The sequence below is a fragment of the Paracnuella aquatica genome (genome assembly GCF_003332885.2).
GTDB classification, from domain to species: Bacteria; Bacteroidota; Bacteroidia; order Chitinophagales; family Chitinophagaceae; genus Flavisolibacter; species Flavisolibacter aquaticus.
The window spans coordinates 810339-826626 of the sequence record NZ_QOWJ01000001.1 but is presented as its reverse complement, the minus strand read 5'-3'; the positions used below and the strand labels follow the sequence as shown (position 1 = coordinate 826626).

General features: G+C 46.8%; 12 protein-coding genes. 6 read left to right on the top strand and 6 right to left on the bottom strand.

From position 1 onward, the window contains the following. Positions 1-2 precede the first annotated feature (2 nt). Positions 3-1445 (top strand): TolC family protein, encoded by a 1443-nt coding sequence (locus DRJ53_RS03585; RefSeq protein WP_114234442.1) that lies wholly within the window; start codon positions 3-5, stop codon positions 1443-1445. 179 nt (positions 1446-1624) lie between these two features. Here the strand turns inward: DRJ53_RS03585 and DRJ53_RS03580 are convergent, their stop codons facing one another. Beyond that, positions 1625-2176 (bottom strand): cupin domain-containing protein, encoded by a 552-nt coding sequence (locus DRJ53_RS03580; protein ID WP_114234181.1) that lies wholly within the window; start codon positions 2174-2176, stop codon positions 1625-1627. A gap of 582 nt (positions 2177-2758) precedes the next feature. Between DRJ53_RS03580 and adhE the strand changes: the two genes are divergently transcribed. Then, a complete protein-coding gene (gene adhE / locus DRJ53_RS03570) occupies positions 2759-5407 on the top strand; it encodes a bifunctional acetaldehyde-CoA/alcohol dehydrogenase (protein ID WP_114234179.1) in 2649 nt (882 codons plus the stop codon). Positions 5408-5463: 56 nt separating this feature from the next. Here adhE and DRJ53_RS03565 read toward each other — a convergent pair whose 3' ends face one another. Both DRJ53_RS03565 and DRJ53_RS03560 read right to left on the bottom strand, forming a co-directional pair. Further along, positions 5464-5679, bottom strand: a complete 216-nt coding sequence (locus DRJ53_RS03565) for a hypothetical protein (protein WP_114234178.1) — start codon at positions 5677-5679, stop codon at positions 5464-5466. Between the two features lie 60 nt (positions 5680-5739). Beyond that, positions 5740-7701 (bottom strand): cytochrome-c peroxidase, encoded by a 1962-nt coding sequence (locus DRJ53_RS03560; protein ID WP_114234177.1) that lies wholly within the window; start codon positions 7699-7701, stop codon positions 5740-5742. A gap of 604 nt (positions 7702-8305) precedes the next feature. On the opposite strand from DRJ53_RS03560, the gene DRJ53_RS03555 reads away from it, so the two are divergent. After that, positions 8306-8998 carry an HAD family hydrolase gene (locus tag DRJ53_RS03555; RefSeq protein ID WP_114234176.1) on the top strand — a complete coding sequence of 231 codons (693 nt, stop codon included), beginning with the start codon at positions 8306-8308 and terminating at the stop codon, positions 8996-8998. Between the two features lie 10 nt (positions 8999-9008). Beyond that, positions 9009-10043 carry a UbiA prenyltransferase family protein gene (locus DRJ53_RS03550; RefSeq protein WP_114234175.1) on the top strand — a complete coding sequence of 345 codons (1035 nt, stop codon included), beginning with the start codon at positions 9009-9011 and terminating at the stop codon, positions 10041-10043. 369 nt (positions 10044-10412) lie between these two features. Here DRJ53_RS03550 and DRJ53_RS03545 read toward each other — a convergent pair whose 3' ends face one another. From DRJ53_RS03545 to DRJ53_RS03535, 3 genes are all read right to left on the bottom strand, one after another. Next, the gene (locus tag DRJ53_RS03545) at positions 10413-12101 is read right to left on the bottom strand and encodes a glycosyltransferase family 39 protein (RefSeq protein ID WP_114234174.1); all 1689 of its coding nucleotides are present in this window, start codon (positions 12099-12101) and stop codon (positions 10413-10415) included. A gap of 117 nt (positions 12102-12218) precedes the next feature. Next, complete coding sequence (locus tag DRJ53_RS03540) at positions 12219-13898, bottom strand: glycosyltransferase family 39 protein (RefSeq protein WP_114234173.1); 1680 nt, start codon at positions 13896-13898, stop codon at positions 12219-12221. Between the two features lie 323 nt (positions 13899-14221). Beyond that, positions 14222-15289: a fatty acid desaturase family protein gene (locus DRJ53_RS03535; RefSeq protein WP_114234172.1), complete on the bottom strand. Its 1068-nt coding sequence runs from the start codon at positions 15287-15289 to the stop codon at positions 14222-14224. Positions 15290-15524: 235 nt separating this feature from the next. Between DRJ53_RS03535 and DRJ53_RS03530 the strand changes: the two genes are divergently transcribed. Next, on the top strand, positions 15525-15827 hold the full coding sequence (locus tag DRJ53_RS03530) for a CD225/dispanin family protein (RefSeq protein WP_114234171.1): 303 nt from the start codon (positions 15525-15527) through the stop codon (positions 15825-15827). Then, positions 15827-16201 carry a DUF2752 domain-containing protein gene (locus DRJ53_RS21855; protein ID WP_114234170.1) on the top strand — a complete coding sequence of 125 codons (375 nt, stop codon included), beginning with the start codon at positions 15827-15829 and terminating at the stop codon, positions 16199-16201. Before DRJ53_RS03530 ends, DRJ53_RS21855 begins: the two co-directional genes overlap by 1 nt. Positions 16202-16288: the final 87 nt, after the last annotated feature.

Sequence of the window (16288 nt, the reverse complement as noted above, 5' to 3'; positions counted from 1 at the left end):
TGATGCAATATAAAATATGGTCGGCTGCGCTAGTTGGTTTGGCAGCAGCCACCATTACCGGCTGCGCTCCAATGAAAGAGCTGCAGCCAACCGAACCGGTGGCTTTGCCACAAACCTTTACAGGCGGGCAGGATTCGGCCAGCATGGCGCAGTTATCGTACAAACAACTGTTTGCCGATGCTAACCTGCAGCAATTGATTGATACAGCGCTGCGCAATAACTGGGATCTGCTTTCGGCACTGCAGCGGGTGGAAATGGCCCGTGCAGGCTTGCTGCAAGCCGGTGGTGCGTTGCGTCCGCAAGTATCGGCAGGCGCCGCTGGCGGCGGCGATCGTTGGGGCCGCTACACGCTAAACGGTGTCGGTAATTTCGATACGAATCTTTCGCCCAATATTGACGACAAGCGCAAAATTCCGAACCCGTTTACGCCTGATTTTTTTCTTGGACTGCGCAGCAGCTGGGAACTTGATATCTGGGGCCGTTTGCGCAACCTGAAAGAAGCGGCATCGCTTCGGGTGTTGCAATCGCAACGCGGCGTGCAGTTTGTGCGCACTGTGTTGGTAGCCGAAGTGGCCAATCATTACTACGAGCTGTTGGCGCTGGACAACCAGCGGGAGATTCTCCGCAAAAACATGCAACTGCAGGAACGTGCCGTGGAAATTGTAGAAGCGCAAAAAGAAGGTGGCAGGGCAACCGAACTGGCGGTGCAGCAATTTAGGGCGCAATTGCTCAATACCCGTTCGCTGGATGCTGTATTACGGCAACGCATAAGCGAAGTAGAAAATAATTTGAACCTGCTGTGTGGCCGTTTGCCGCAAACGGTGCAACGCAGCAACGACCTGATGCAGCAGCAGATGCCGCAAATGGTGGCTGCAGGCGTGCCTTCGGATCTGCTCCTGCGCCGGCCCGATATCAGCCAAGCCGAACTAGAGTTGCGGGCATTGGAAGCCGATGTTTCTGCTGCACGTAAGGCGTTTTTGCCCGCGCTTACGCTGACGCCGTATGTTGGATTTAATTCGTTCAACGCCGCACGCTTGTTCGATCCTGCATCACTTGCTGCCGGGGCAGTGGGTGGTTTGGCTGCGCCAATCATTAACCGAGCAGGCATCAAAGCTGATTACAACCGGGCTGATGCTGCAAGGAAAGAGTCGTTACAACAATATTATAAAACAACGTACACCGCTTTTACCGAAGTGGTAACTACGCTGAACGCCATTAAAAACCTGGATCAAAAATTTGCGTTTAAAGAAGAAGAAACAACGGTGTTAGAAAACGCTGTTGTTACGGCCAACGACCTGTACCTGTCGGGGCGTGCTTCTTATCTTGAAGTAATCACGGCGCAACGCAGCGTGATTGATGCAGAACTGGAATTGGTCAATACCCGTAGAGATATGTTTTTGTCTGTGATCGAGTTGTACCGGTCGCTGGGGGGCGGCTGGCAATAAGTGGGTTGTTATTTGTGGTATGTTTCCCGGGTCTTTATGGCCCGGGATTTTTTGCTTGTAAAAGTGTTCCGTTCATTTTTATTCAATGCAAAAAGAAACCACGTGCTTTTGTCGAAATGAATTTTACAGCAAACTTGAATAAATGAACCGAAGAAATTGAGCTGCCCGACCACTACGTTTTAATCAACGTATTTCTTATAAATAGGCCGGTAACCCAAGAAATAGGAAAGGGGCGCCAGGATTGCAAAAACAGCTTTTTGCAATGCAAACGACGGCTTTGCCAAACGAAACACCGGTGCAAATTTTTTTGCGATGAGTGCCACTTGCAATAACGGCGGCACACCTGAACGGTTGGTTTTGCCATCAACTGCAAGCCCGGTCAGCGTTTCCAGCAGGTGTTCCGTATTCAAGGCCGGCATCACTTTCCATTGTATAATGGTTTCACCATCGGATTCGTTCCACATGGCATGCACTGTGTTGCGCGGAATATACACAGTTGCTCCCTGTTTAACTGGTTGCCGTACACCAGCTATTTCAATGGTCAGTTCGCCGGAAATAACACAAAACTCTTCGTCCTGCTGCGGGTGGTAGTGCGGTGCCGGCCTGGTGGAGGCCGCACTGTATGTTGCGATCATGTGGAGCAACGCGCCACCGGTTTCGCTACCTGTTTGTACAAACCTGATCTTTTGTTTGATGGCAGGATTGTAAATAACCTTGTTAGGATATGCCATGGTTGTTGGTTGCTGTTGCGAAATAAAAATGCAAATGCCTGGGCGATGAGCATTGTTATTCTACACTCACCAGTTGCCTACATTCTCTTTTCCAGATTCTAATTTGTAACAAAAAAGATCGAGTTAGAAGAATAAAATGATAAACGGAATTATTCTGGTATCAACCCATTTATTTGCTACAAAAACACGATGCCGCAACATCGAATGCTTGCAATCTATCATTATAAACAACGAAAGTTATTCGCATTGCATTAGTTATAACTAATAACGCTGAAATGCAGGCTGCATCAATGTTTGGACATTGTGATGGCTTGCTAAAATGCAATTATTCACTACCCTGATTACAATCATTTAATGCTTTTACCTTACTCAGTTAAAACTGCATTTTGCACGGCTACATTGCAATAACAAAAGGGTACAAAACAAGTCAATAACCTGTAGCCTGCATCATGATCGCCGTGTTCGTTTTGCACCACTTTTCTTTCACTTGCTTGCCAGCAATACTTTAAACAAACAATTTCCGATTTCCATTTTCGGGCGGGGCATAGGTAGCCTTGTCGCAGCCCGGCTAAAACAAACATCATGAAAGAATCAAACGTTGACAGGCTTCTAAAAAAGATCGACCGGATCAAAGAGGCCCAGAAAAAATTTTCCACCTATACGCAAGAACAGGTGGATGAAATTTTTCGTGCAGCCGCTATTGCGGCCAACAACAACCGGATTTACCTGGCCAAACTGGCGGTTGAAGAAACGGGCATGGGCCTGGTAGAAGATAAGGTGATCAAAAACCACTTTGCATCGGAATACATTTACAACCAATATAAATCTGAAAAGACCTGCGGCATTATTGAAACTGATGAAGCATTTGGTATTACCAAAATTGCCGAACCGATTGGCGTAGTTGCTGCGGTGGTGCCTACTACCAACCCCACATCCACCGCTATTTTTAAAGCACTGATTGCGCTCAAAACCCGCAACGGTATTATCTTTTCGCCACACCCAAGGGCAAAAGGTGCCACCATTGCGGCTGCTAAAATTGTGCTGGATGCAGCAGTGGGAGCCGGTGCTCCGGAAGGCATCATCGACTGGATTGACGAGCCTTCTGTTGAATTGTCGCAAGTTGTGATGGCTAAAGCCGATCTTATTTTGGCAACGGGCGGACCGGGCATGGTGAAAGCCGCTTACTCATCGGGCAAGCCAGCTATTGGTGTTGGTGCCGGCAACACGCCAGCCATTATAGATGAAACGGCGCACCTGAAAATGGCGGTGAACTCTGTGCTGCTTTCCAAAACTTTTGACAATGGAATGATCTGTGCTTCGGAACAATCGGTGATTGTTGTGGACTCCGTTTACGTAACCGTACGGCAAGAGTTTTTGGATCGCGGTGCCTACATTTTAAATGCGGCCGAAACGGACAAAGTCCGCGCTATCATCTTGAACAATGGTGTGCTTAATGCGGCCATTGTAGGACAGTCGGCGGCAAAGATCGCTGCGCTAGCAGGTTTCTCCGTGCCGGAAGAAACTAAAGTGTTAATTGGCGAAGTGGAATCCGTGGAGCTGGAAGAGCCGTTTTCACATGAAAAGCTTTCTACCATTTTGGCCATGTATCGCGCCGCTGATTTTGATGAAGCCCTGAACAAAGCCATGCGCCTGGTGGAGTTGGGCGGCTTTGGACACACATCCGTGCTGTACACCGACCCGGTTGTTTCCAGCGACCGCGTTGCACGTTTTGGCGCAGCCATGAAAACAGGCCGCACCATCATCAACATGCCTTCATCGCAAGGCGCTATCGGAGACATTTTCAATTTTAAATTATCCCCATCGTTGACCCTTGGCTGCGGCTCTTGGGGCGGTAATTCGGTTTCGGAAAACGTTGGGGTAAAACACATGCTCAATATTAAAAGCGTGGCCAACAGAAGAGAAAATATGTTGTGGTTCCGGGTTCCTGAAAAAACCTATTTCAAATACGGTTGCCTGCCGGTAGCCCTCCGGGAACTGAAAGACTTGGGCCGCAAAAAAGTATTTATCGTAACCGACAAAGTGTTGTATGATTTAGGCTTCATCGACCCGGTTGTAAAAGTGATTGAAGAACTCGGCATTGATTTTCGTGTGTTCTTCGACGTTGAACCCGATCCAACGCTGGCCTGTGCACGCAAAGGCGCAGAGGAAATGACGGCTTATCAACCCGACACCGTCATTGCGCTGGGTGGCGGCTCACCGATGGATGCAGCCAAAATTATGTGGGTGCTGTACGAACATCCGCAGGAGCGCTTTGAAGACCTGGCCATGCGGTTTATGGACATCCGCAAACGGGTGTACTCATTCCCGAAAATGGGAGAAAAGGCTTTGTTTGTAGCCATTCCAACTTCGGCTGGTACTGGCTCGGAGGTTACACCTTTTGCAGTTATCACCGACGAAAAAACCGGTATTAAATACCCACTGGCCGATTATGAATTGACACCGGATATTGCCATTGTGGATGCGGAGTTAATGATGAAAATGCCGCGCAGCCTTACTGCCGCATCGGGCATCGATACACTCACCCACGCATTGGAAGCGTATGTGTCGGTGCTGGCCTCAGAGTTTACCAATGGGCTGGCGCTGGAAGCCATCAGGCTCACATTTAAATACCTGCCGCTTTGCTACACCGAGGGTGGCACCAACATTAAGGCGCGGGAAAAAATGGCGCATGCCGCATCTATTGCGGGTATGGCGTTCGCAAATGCGTTCCTAGGTATTTGCCACTCGCTGGCGCACAAATTGGGTGCAACACACCACGTGGCGCATGGCGTGGCCAATGGTATGCTGATATCAGAAGTGATCCGGTTCAATGCAGTGGACAATCCGCGCAAACAAGCCGCGTTTCCACAATACAAATATCCCAATGCAAAATGGCGCTATGCACGCATTGCCGATTACCTGAACCTGGGTGGTACCACAGAAGATGAAAAAATAGAACTGTTGATTGAAGCCGTTGAAGAACTGAAACGCAAAGTGGGCATACCCGCCAGCATCAGGGAATACGGCCTCAACCGCGAACAATTTTATGCAACCCTCGACACCATGTCGGAGCAGGCATTCGACGATCAGTGCACCGGCTCAAACCCACGCTACCCGCTTATTTCAGAGCTGAAGCACCTATATATAAACGCCTTTGAAGGCAGACCGAAAGTGCCGGCACCCACCGAAGTGGTCGTCCTTCAAGAAGAAGCTGAATTAGCAGCAGTATAGTGTTTTTCTATTGTAGATTCGGTAATCCCGGCGCTGGGTGAGCGTCGGGATTTTTTTTACCGTATTTCATCATTTTCTTTTCGCTCCTGCTGTGCTTTTTCAGGCGCCTTAGTGCCGTCGGTAAGGGTGGGCTCCAAATCTTTGTCGCTGTCAACAAAACCTTTCAATTCTGTCATCTGCGGGTCGGTTTGTTCCTGCCTGCTTTCCGATTGAATGATTGGGTTATTACGGTCGGCTTGTGGCGTTTGATCTTCGCGATTATTGTGGTCCATAAAAATTTGTTTACACAGCTAATTGCAAAAACCTCGCCGGTGCTCTTTGTGGCCGATGTTCTAGTAAATGCCACCCAGTTTGCGCTTGTTTAGTGCTGCATACTTTCCTTCCAGTTTGGGCAGCCGCGTTGGAATATTTTGCGCTGCAGTAGTATCCGTCAGTGTGTGTAAAAAAAGAACCACCTGTTTTTTCTCCAATTCGGTGAGGTTCAGTTTTATTGGTAAAATCATGAAAAAGGGCAGGCCTTTCATCCCAGGTCGCATGGCTGTTGAAAACTCGTTACCGCCGGCATGATCGTAAAAGTTCAGCACTTGTTCCAGTGTTCGATACACACCGTTGTGCATGTACGGCGCTGTCACTGCGGCATTGCGAACTGTAGGAATTTTAAAGGAAAAATGAAAGAATGGGTTTTGATTGAGTTTTGAAAAACCGGTGTCCGGATCCACCTGGAAAATATCCATGGTGTCTTTTAGCGGCACGCCAATGGAACGATGGTCGGTGTAATCGAAATACGGCGGGATGGCGCCATTGAATAGCGGAGCATAATGACAGGAGCCACACTTGGCTTTGCCCATAAATAAATTAAATCCTGCTATCTCATCCTCGTTCATTTGTGCACCGTCACCACGCATATACTGGTCAAATCGGCTATTCAATCCCGTTAGTTGGCGTTCATACACCGCAATCGCCATTTTAATGTGTTGCCGCTGAATGCCGGTTTGCGCTGTTTCGGGAAATGCCGCCTGGAAAAGCGAACGATATTCTTTGCTACTATTAAGCCGCTTTGCTACCAGGTTAAAATTGCTGTGCATTTCATCGGCGCTGTTCACTACCGAATCGAGTTGGTCTTCCAACGATGTAGCCCGCAGATCCCAAAACTGCAGTTTTTGAAAACAGGAATTGATAACCGTTGGTGCGTTGCGCGGCAGGTCGCCGCGATCAAACCGAACGCTTTTAGCCATGCCATCGGTAAATGCCAGTTCCGGCTTATGGCAGGATGCGCAGGCCCGTTCGTTGTTGTCGGATAAAATAGGATCGAAAAAAAGCAATTTGCCCAGTTCGGCTTTTTCTTTTGAAAAGTAAGCCGCTTCAGCCGGCGCAAAATAATCCGCATTGAAAATGTTAGCGTCGTAAATATGTTTGGCAGTGGGATAAACAGCCCGCGATTTGTTTACAACCGGGATATTCAAAATCCCCTGCATTTGCTGCAAACAACCGGATAGTGGCAGGAGGTGCTTTTGTAAAAACGCCATCCGGTTAAAGCTGTTATCCTCTTGAATGTTGCTTAAAAGTAAATTGCCATTAGCCAGGTTCTGCTGAATCGATTGTTGCGATGCTTCCTGCTCCTTAGGTAAGGTTGCAGCAAATTGGCCCACCAAGTCGGCCCAGGCATAAAAAGCGCCGGTAAATGCCGGCCGCCAGGCTTCATCCACCACAAAGTCGCCATTGCCGATGCCCATGGTGCTGATGCGGATCATTTGCAAACGGAGTGCATCAAAGATTTCCGCATCGGTCATGGCCGCAACTTTTCGCTCATAACCCGCACGTTGCAAAATGCTGCGCATGCCGTCTGCGGAGCGTTTGATCATGTTTTTTTCCATCAGCGAATCCTCTCCGCTTCTTTTGCGCAGCACACTATCGGGATCAACACCAAAAGGCCCCAGCCAGATCCAGTTGTCGGGTAAGGGCGGGCCCCAATCACGCTGTTCGAACTGCGCGGGTTTTAGAAAAGTGTGGTACACCGAGTCGGGATCAAGATAAGCCACCAGCCACTCGACCTTTTTGAAACGGTAAATCAGGTCGTCAAACTTTGCTCTGCGCACCGCATAACTGCTGTCCAAATAATAAGAGGGATAGTGCACCAGCGCAGAATCGAATTGGTGGATGGCGGTAGCATATTGTTGCTTGATATTGGCGACCGTTAGCTGCAGCTTTTGTTCCGGCCGGCCTGATGTGATGGCGACAATTGCAATGCAACCAACAAGGATCAATAGCAGAAGCCAGGGTTTATTTACCCACATGGTATATTGTTTAAAATGGAGCAAATGAGTACGTCGTTGACAGTTTGGTGAAGTGTTGTTCTGTACGTTCAGTTGTCTTTCGCGGTTATTGATTCATTTAAAAAAAGACTTGACAAAACCGATTGAGTAGCTAGTGAACTTCGGGTGGTCGAAAATGCCTCAGTTAAAATAGTGTCTTTATTTTGCAATTAAAAGTGCTCCAACAAATGGGGCATTGTAACTCGAACTTCCGACAAGTTTTTAAAAATATACCGTTGGCGCAGATTGATAGCTCAATTTGAATTCAACTCTATAGGGAGATTTTTTAGATAACGTTTACTCATGCGCATCTCAATTTTCTGGCGCCCACTCAGATTCATTGCTTTTTTTATACAAAACAGTAAAAAAAAGGAAACTTTACTGCTGAGTATTTAGGCGGTCGCTTACTCAAGTTTATGCATAAGCGCTTTTTATATCTGTGGGTAATATTTTGATAACTTTGACGTTTTGGCATTCCTGCCATATATTCGCACTCTGCTAAGTCTACATCCTATTGATATCCAGCGTTTCCAATCATCCTACCGAATAGCCGTATTTTACTGATCACCCTATTTACGAAAATTTCATGCAAGGTGACTCGCATTCACTGAATTGGTCTAAGATCAAACTGGTAATTTTTGACGTTGACGGAACACTGTACGCTCAGGCCAAACTTAGGAAATGGATGTTGCGCGATCTGCTCGGGTATTACATGCTCCGGCCGTGGCGCTACAAAGAGCTGCTGATTTTACAAAAGTTCCGTTCTGAACGAGAACATAGAAATACTGAGGATTGCACCGATCTGGAAAATAGTCAGTACGCGTGGTGTGCCGATGGTCAGAAGGTAACCACAGATGATGTCCGGAAGGTAACCGATAAATGGATTTTTACGCACCCCAATCAATACCTCAGCAGGTGTGCATATCCGGGCATCAACAGCTTTTTCACAAGCTTGCGCCGGATGGGTATCAAAACCGCCATTTACTCGGATTACAAAGCCCACGACAAACTAGCTGCCATGAACTTAACTGCTGATCTTGTGGTTAGCTCCACCGATCCGCAGATCGACAAGTTTAAACCCCACCCAAAGGGCCTGCTGTATATAGCGGAGCAAATGGGTGTGGCTGTAGATGAGTGCCTGTTTATTGGCGACCGTGATGAGCGTGACGGGCTTTGTGCCCGCAATGCCGGGATGCCTTATTTGCTAATTGATACGAAAACCGATGATAGCGCTGCTTTTTACCCCGTGTTGGAGCAGCAATTAAACACCAAACCATAAAACCTTACGTATGAATCAAACACTAGCGCACAACAATGTGGACCCGGTAGCAGAGCAGGTACTGTTGCAGCCTGCAAAACTCAAGGACTACATTCGCATTGCCCGGCTGGACCACTGGTTTAAGAACATTTTTATGCTTCCCGGGATGTTGTTTGCGTTTCTTGTGTACAATCCGGCACTCGACCTCAATCTGTTGGTAAAGATCATTTTCGGCGTTGCATCTACCTGTATGATCGCTTCGGCCAACTATGTGATCAACGAATTTTTGGATGCTGAATTTGACCGTTTTCATCCGCTGAAAAGCAAGCGGACTGCGGTTGTAAGTGAACTGAAACCTACCTATGTGTACCTGCAATACGCGGCACTGGTGGTGATGGGACTTTCACTTGCTTACTTTATTTCGTTTCCGTTCCTCATCATTGAAGCGTTCCTGCTGTTCATGGGTGTGATGTACAATGTGCGTCCGTTCCGTACCAAGGAGCGGGTTTATCTTGATGTACTGTCCGAGTCGGTAAACAACCCGATCCGCCTGGCGCTTGGCTGGTTCATCTTTGTACCTGCCGCGTTTCTGCCCAGTTCGCTCAGCGATTTTTCGTGGGTGATCATTCCTCCGAGCAGTATCATCCTGGCGTACTGGATGGGTGGTGCGTTCCTGATGGCAACCAAGCGTTTTGCAGAGTATCGTTTTATCAACGATCCTGAACGTGCAGGCCTGTACCGCAAATCGTTCAAATATTACACTGAAGAAAGCCTGCTGATTTCGATGTTCTTTTATGCACTGACATCGGCATTCTTCCTCGGTATCTTCCTCATCAAACACCGCATTGAACTACTCATCAGCTTCCCTTTCTTTGCACTGCTTTTTGCATGGTACCTCAAAATTGGCCTGCGCAAAGATTCAGTGGTACAAGGCCCCGAAAAGCTGCACCGCGAAAAAAGGTTCATGCTGTACGTGGTGGCGTTTATTGTGATCCTGATGCTGTTGATTTACATCGATATTCCGGGACTGAACTGGTTCCTCAAGCAATCATTCCAGTATGAATAACCACATCCAGTAAATGATTAAGCGGCACCTGCTGCTGAAAAGACTTGGAAAAAACGGGCGGTTGGTAGTGATACCAGCCGCTTTTTTTATTGGGTAAAAGAAATGGCGTTTGATTGTTAGACTAAAAAGTAGAATAATCAAACGCCATTTCTATTTTGTAATAGCAGTAGGACTAAAAAAGCTAAGGGATAGCTTTATTATTTTATTAATTCGATTGAATTAATCCCGGAACGGACTACAATTTAATTGCCCCGAAAAAATATCTGTTCACCAGTCGCTATTCGTTTTAGTGTTGTTTAAAAAGGCCAGGGTTTAATTGAAAGCGAACTGCTCCCTTTACATTTAAAAGCGCTAAAACGTCGAACAACATTATTTCGGTTGCGAAAGGTCGAATAAATACACATTCACATCGACAGTTTTGTAAGCATCAACTTCTCTGCCCATCGATTTAAATGCATCATGTATGCCACGATCATTCAACAGCCCGATATTTGGCAGGTAATAGGGTGGCTGATCAACAAAGTCGCCAATTTTCAGGTCGTAAAATTTGTTGTAGATAACCCACACTCTTTTATTGCCTTTCAACGCAGCAAATTCAGGAGCCAGGTTGCGGAAATATGCCTGCGGATCCGCGGAAATAAAACGGACATCTAATCCCTCCACTGCGTCAAATTTTAAAGGGTAAGCTTCTTGGTAATAACGGTAAGTGTGCTGCACGTTCCAATACACATATACCACATCACCCGGTTGGAAACGGTCATTGATATACGCCAATGTTTCGCGGTGGTAAGCTTTTTTGTAATCGCCGAACAGTGCTGTGTTGGTAGCTTGCGCAGTTGACATCGTTACCGGCACCGCCAGTACGGCTATCGGTAATAAGTAAGGCGCTTTTTGCAAAATGCGGAATCGTTCAGTAAGATATACCACACCATAGGCTATGAAAAGGATCAATAGTGGCGCCAGGAACACCAGCAGTCTTTCGTAAAACGGATAGACTTTCACAACCGATGCAGCCAATGTGAGCAGCAGCGGCAATGTCAACACCCAAAACAGTTGCCGCGATTGCTTGAATACGGCAATGAATCCAGGGATGATCACTAGAAGCGGAACGAGCGGAAGTTTGGATGCCAACTGCAGCAACCTATTGTCCACCATCGTTGCTTTCCACCAAAGGCCCATCGGGTAATAAAACACTTTGGATAAAATGGTGGCGTACCACTTGACATCGTTCATGTTTTTAGGTGGCAACGGCATAAACCCGCCTTCTTTAGCAAACCAGGTGACCAGCCATTCAGAGTCTGCATATTTGTTGGTAAACAGAAAATAATTCAGCGCAAAACTAGCCAGCCAAAATGTACCGAGCACAGTAGCCTGCACCAGGTGCGGCCAACGCCTGTTGAGCAAAGCATGCAAGGCCATAGCGCCAGCCATCCCCATTAAAATAAAAATGGAAGCATAGGAAAACCATACGACTGCTGCGCCACAAAGGCCCCAAACTATAAGCCCTTTCAGGTCGTGGCGATGTTGCCATTTGGCATAAAACAGGAGCAGCAACACTGTAGCCAGCAACTCCATGCTGTATTGTTTTATTTCGACCGAATGGTAAATGAGCGGTGGTGCCAATGCCATAATGCCAATAGCAACCGCTACACCCAATGGTTTCAGGAACTGCCTGCACAACGGGAGGAACAAGAGGAGGGAGGCGATGCCCGCCAGCAACGGCACCAGGCGTAGCGCCATTTCACTTTTACCAAACAACATTACTGCAGTGCGCACCAGCCATAAAAATCCAATCGGTGCTTTCTGCTCATAATCAAGTGCAGGCGCCATCAGTTCCAGGTAGTTCATCCGGATCAGGCTGCTGGATAGATAAACTTCATCCACCCATAGCGAACGATTATCGAAATAATGAAACAGGCGCAATGCGATGCCGGAAAAAATGAATATCCAAATCAGCAAATTTCCGCTTCCGCTCTTTTGGTGGGGTAGGTTCGGGTAGGGCAGCGAAGTTTGGGAAAGTAAAATTGCTTTCTTCGTAGGTTGGTGGGTGTCTTGCATGGTTGGTGCAATTTTATGAAAAGCGAAAAAAAACTAACGGCACAAATACCTGAAACCGCAAGTGTATTGCTTACAGCAAACGGCTGCAAGCATCTCAAGATCTTGGTTAGCTTATTATTATTGATCGTTCAGTTGAAACAGGCTCACACTCGCATCACGCATGCTTTTGTGGTCCAGTTCGCTGCCGATAGCCGACAATGTTGACCGCAAACTGTCGCCGCCTTTTACTTCGGCACTGTACCACTTGGGCAATTTTGTAATGTCATCGCCAATGTCAATATCCAGGTCGTTGTTGTAAATGATCCAGATTCGTCCGGCTGCTTTCTGCTGGCTGATATCCGTTACAACTTTGCCTAGATATTCTTGCGTGTTGCTGGCTTCCCATCGGTAGTCCTTTCCAATCACTGCACTATATTTTAAATTGTAGGCAGGTTTGTAGTATTGGTAAGTGTGGGCCATGTTCCAATAAACATACACACCATCACCTTGCTGGTAAAGCTGCTGCACATAAGCAAACGCTGCTCGTTGACTGGAATTTTTATAACCACCCAAATATGCCGGCGTTGCCACCTGCATGGCTGCACCAGCCAATGGCCCGATCAATACCAAAAGCGGCAGTGCAAAACGCAAAGCAGATTTTGGCGAAAAAAAGCTGGCAACGCTGTCGCTGCCACGACCGATGAATAGGAGCAAAAATGGTGCAGCATACACTAAAAACCTTTCCGAAAAAGGATATAGTTCCAATGCAGACGCAAGCAGGTGAAATAAAAACGGGAAGGCCAGAATAATGAACCATCCTTTACGTTGCCACGCAAACGAAATAATGCCCACAACCAGCGGCAACATGCCCACGATCGGCACCTGCAACACGGCTCGCAACAAAGGCTGGCTGATTGGGTTTGCATTCCACAACAAGCCCAATGGGTAAAACAACATCTTGTAAGGAGTTTGTACAAACCAGCTGATGTCGTTGGCCGAAGTGGGCGGGAACGGCATGAAGCCGCCGTAATATTTAAAAAACGTAACCAGCCATCCATCATCCGAATGACCGCGGGTAAAGAGCAGATAATTCACTGCAAAACTGGCCATCCAGATGCCGAATGGAATAACGCAAAGTAGCAAACGGTTCCAATCTCTTTTCACCATGTCGTACAACGCAACGGCGATTGCTATGGGCGTCAACACAAATGGCGCAGTAAACGAAAACCAGTACAACAGCCCGCCAAACACGCCCCACAATAGCAAAGATTGAATATCGGTGCGGTGCCGGTAACGGAAATAAAGCTGCAGCGCAACGATGGTTACGAGCATGTCAAATCCATACTGTTTTATTTCCACCGAATGATAAATGAGCGGTGGTGCTAACGCCATAATGGCAATAGCAACCGCTACACCCATTGGTTTCAGGAACTGCCTGCACAACGGAAGGAACAACAGGAGCGAAGCGATGCCGGCCAGCAACGGCACAAGCCGTAAGGCCATTTCGCCTTTACCAAAAAAGACCACTGCGGTGCGCACCAGCCACAAAAAGCCGAGTGGTGCTTTTTGTTCATAGTCGAGCAGGGGTGCGGCCAGTTCCACGTAGTTCATCTTGATGATGCTGACCGAAAGATAAATTTCATCGGTCCATAACGAGCGGTTGTCGAAAAAATGAAACAGGCGTAAAAGGATGCCGGAAAAAATGAACAGCCAGGTAATTTGATTTAAGATCTTGCTGTTTTCTTTATGTGTTGTTATTGGTGCATGTTTGTAAAAAGTCCATACGGTGTTTCGGTGTTGAAGCTGTGTAGTTTCCACCCAGGTTGGTTTATGGTAAAAAGGGATGGCTGCAAATTAATACATATATAGCTGCTATAAAAGGGGCCAGCGTTATTTTATCCGGTATATCGCTGCTGGCCGGTAGTTAAGAAAGCGTTTGTTCAAGCGGTTTAGTGCTTTGTTATATGTAATGCGTTCAAATACATAAACCTTATTCCTTGGGGCGTTGAATAGCAATGCTACTAGCTACAGTAAAATATTATTCGCTTTCAGCACCGATATAACGTCGACGTGCTAATTCACGCCACATTTCCCAATCACAATTGAACATTCCATTTCATTATTGCACCGTGCCAAGATATTCATGCAGGCGCAAAGCCAGGTTCTGCAAACGAAAGCTTTTGCGTTCTGCTTTTTAAAAACCGCATCACTTCTTCATCGCTGCCATATTGATTTCCGATGTTTACAAAATGCCGTGCAAGCAAATCGTAGCGTTTGCGCATGAGCCAAAAATACACATGCAGGAAATGGATGCCGTCGAACACAATGGCCTTATTGGACACATATCGATCCAGTGTTTGTAAAAAATGTTTTGGGTGTTCCGTCCAGTGCATGGTTTGCCGTTCGTGGTGGCTGATGTGGTAGCCATCGTTCCAGCATTTGTGGTTGTATTTTGTATTGATGCAGGTAATGCTGTTTTTATATGCATTGCCCGGGTCGGCCGGATCTATAAACGCATGCTGTGCCCAGTTGCCCATCATCGCTATGAGCCGGTACAACAAAAACGGAATGATAAACACCCACAACGTAGCCAACCAGTTGACGAAGGAAAGTGCTATGCAAAACAGGATGAATAAGATCTCGCCACGCACAGACCGGTATAATAGCCGCTTTCTTTTTTTTCGAAAAAAATACATACAGAGATGGTACACGCCGGTAAAGAGGAACTGACCGAAGTAAAGTCCAAAATCTTTTAAAGAATCGCGTTGGTAAGGCATGGTGCTGCTCTCATCTTCTTCCAGGTTGTTCTCAGCGTGGTGCATGCCAATGTGGTGGGTGTAATAAGTTTCCGGCGAATGGCCAAAGAACGGCGCTATAACCCAAGGGAGGTAATTATTGAGCCAACCAACGTTTTTATTAAAGAGCACCCGGTGACTAGTGCAATGAAGCATAAGCCCGAACGGCCCTTTGAAAACAATATTATTGAAATAGGCATATGCCAACGCAATGAGCCACCAAACCCATCCGGTAACGAAGGGCATATAAAGGAGGATGGCCAGCGGGATCAGCGTAATGGTAATCTTCAACGTTAGGTGAATAAACGGAAGATCCCGTTCATCGCGGATGAGGTTCAGGAAAAAGCGATCGAGGCGGTCGTAATGCTGTTTTTGTACAAAAACCGGATCGGTTATCGTTTGAAGTGGTTTCATATGATTGGGCCGATTTTTATTGAATATAAAGTAAATAAAATATCAGGCCATTTGGTGCCCATTCTTGAAGTTTAAGACCACGAAATATTTAAGTGTAGTTGCGGGTATTGACCTTTTCCGACACATTTTGCCATCACGTTTGTTCGCAACTGTATCGTAGAAGGAAAAAACTGTGTGCATATTTTGGTGACCTTACTTCCCGGATTTATATTCATACCAAACTAAACCACTGTTTATGGAACAATACTCCAATCAGCTGCCACAGTCGCAACCCAAAAACTGGCTGCTGGAGTCGATATTGGTTACTATTTTTTGTTGCATGCCGTTCGGCATCGTTGGCATCATCAATGCTGCGCAGGTCAATTCTCGTTATACATCCGGCGATTACAATGGCGCATTGAAGGCTTCACAGGAAGCAGGGAAATGGACAAAGATTGGATTTTGGGTGGGCATCGGGGTAATTGCGCTGTACATCATTGCCGTATTTGCATTTGGCGCCACCGCGTTTTGGGCCAGCCAGCAAGATTATGATTATTAATGAATAGCCGCCACATCAAAAGCTTTGCTTTAGCAGCAGCGACAATAGTTTTGCTGCTGCTGTATTTTTTTGTTGATGCCCGCAAAGGCGGTTTTCCTGTATGCCCGTTTCACCAGCTTACCGGTTTGCTTTGTCCCGGCTGCGGGTCGCAGCGTGGCTTATCGGCACTTTTGCACGGCGATGTACTTGAAGCATTTCAATTTAACCCACTCCTTGTTTGCGCAGTGCCGTTGGTGGTATATGCGATAGTGATTTTTGTAAAAACAAATGGCACGCAGAGGCCTAAGTTGTTGTATCATCCATTGTTTGCAAAACTGTGTTTATGGTTGGTGCTCCTCTTTTGGATTGGCCGAAATGTGGTAGTCTATATCTAAATTTTAGTATTCAAGTATTACACAGAGCGTTCCTCATTCAAACTATTTAGCAGTAGCCAAAAAAGAATAGCCCGCATTTAAAAATGC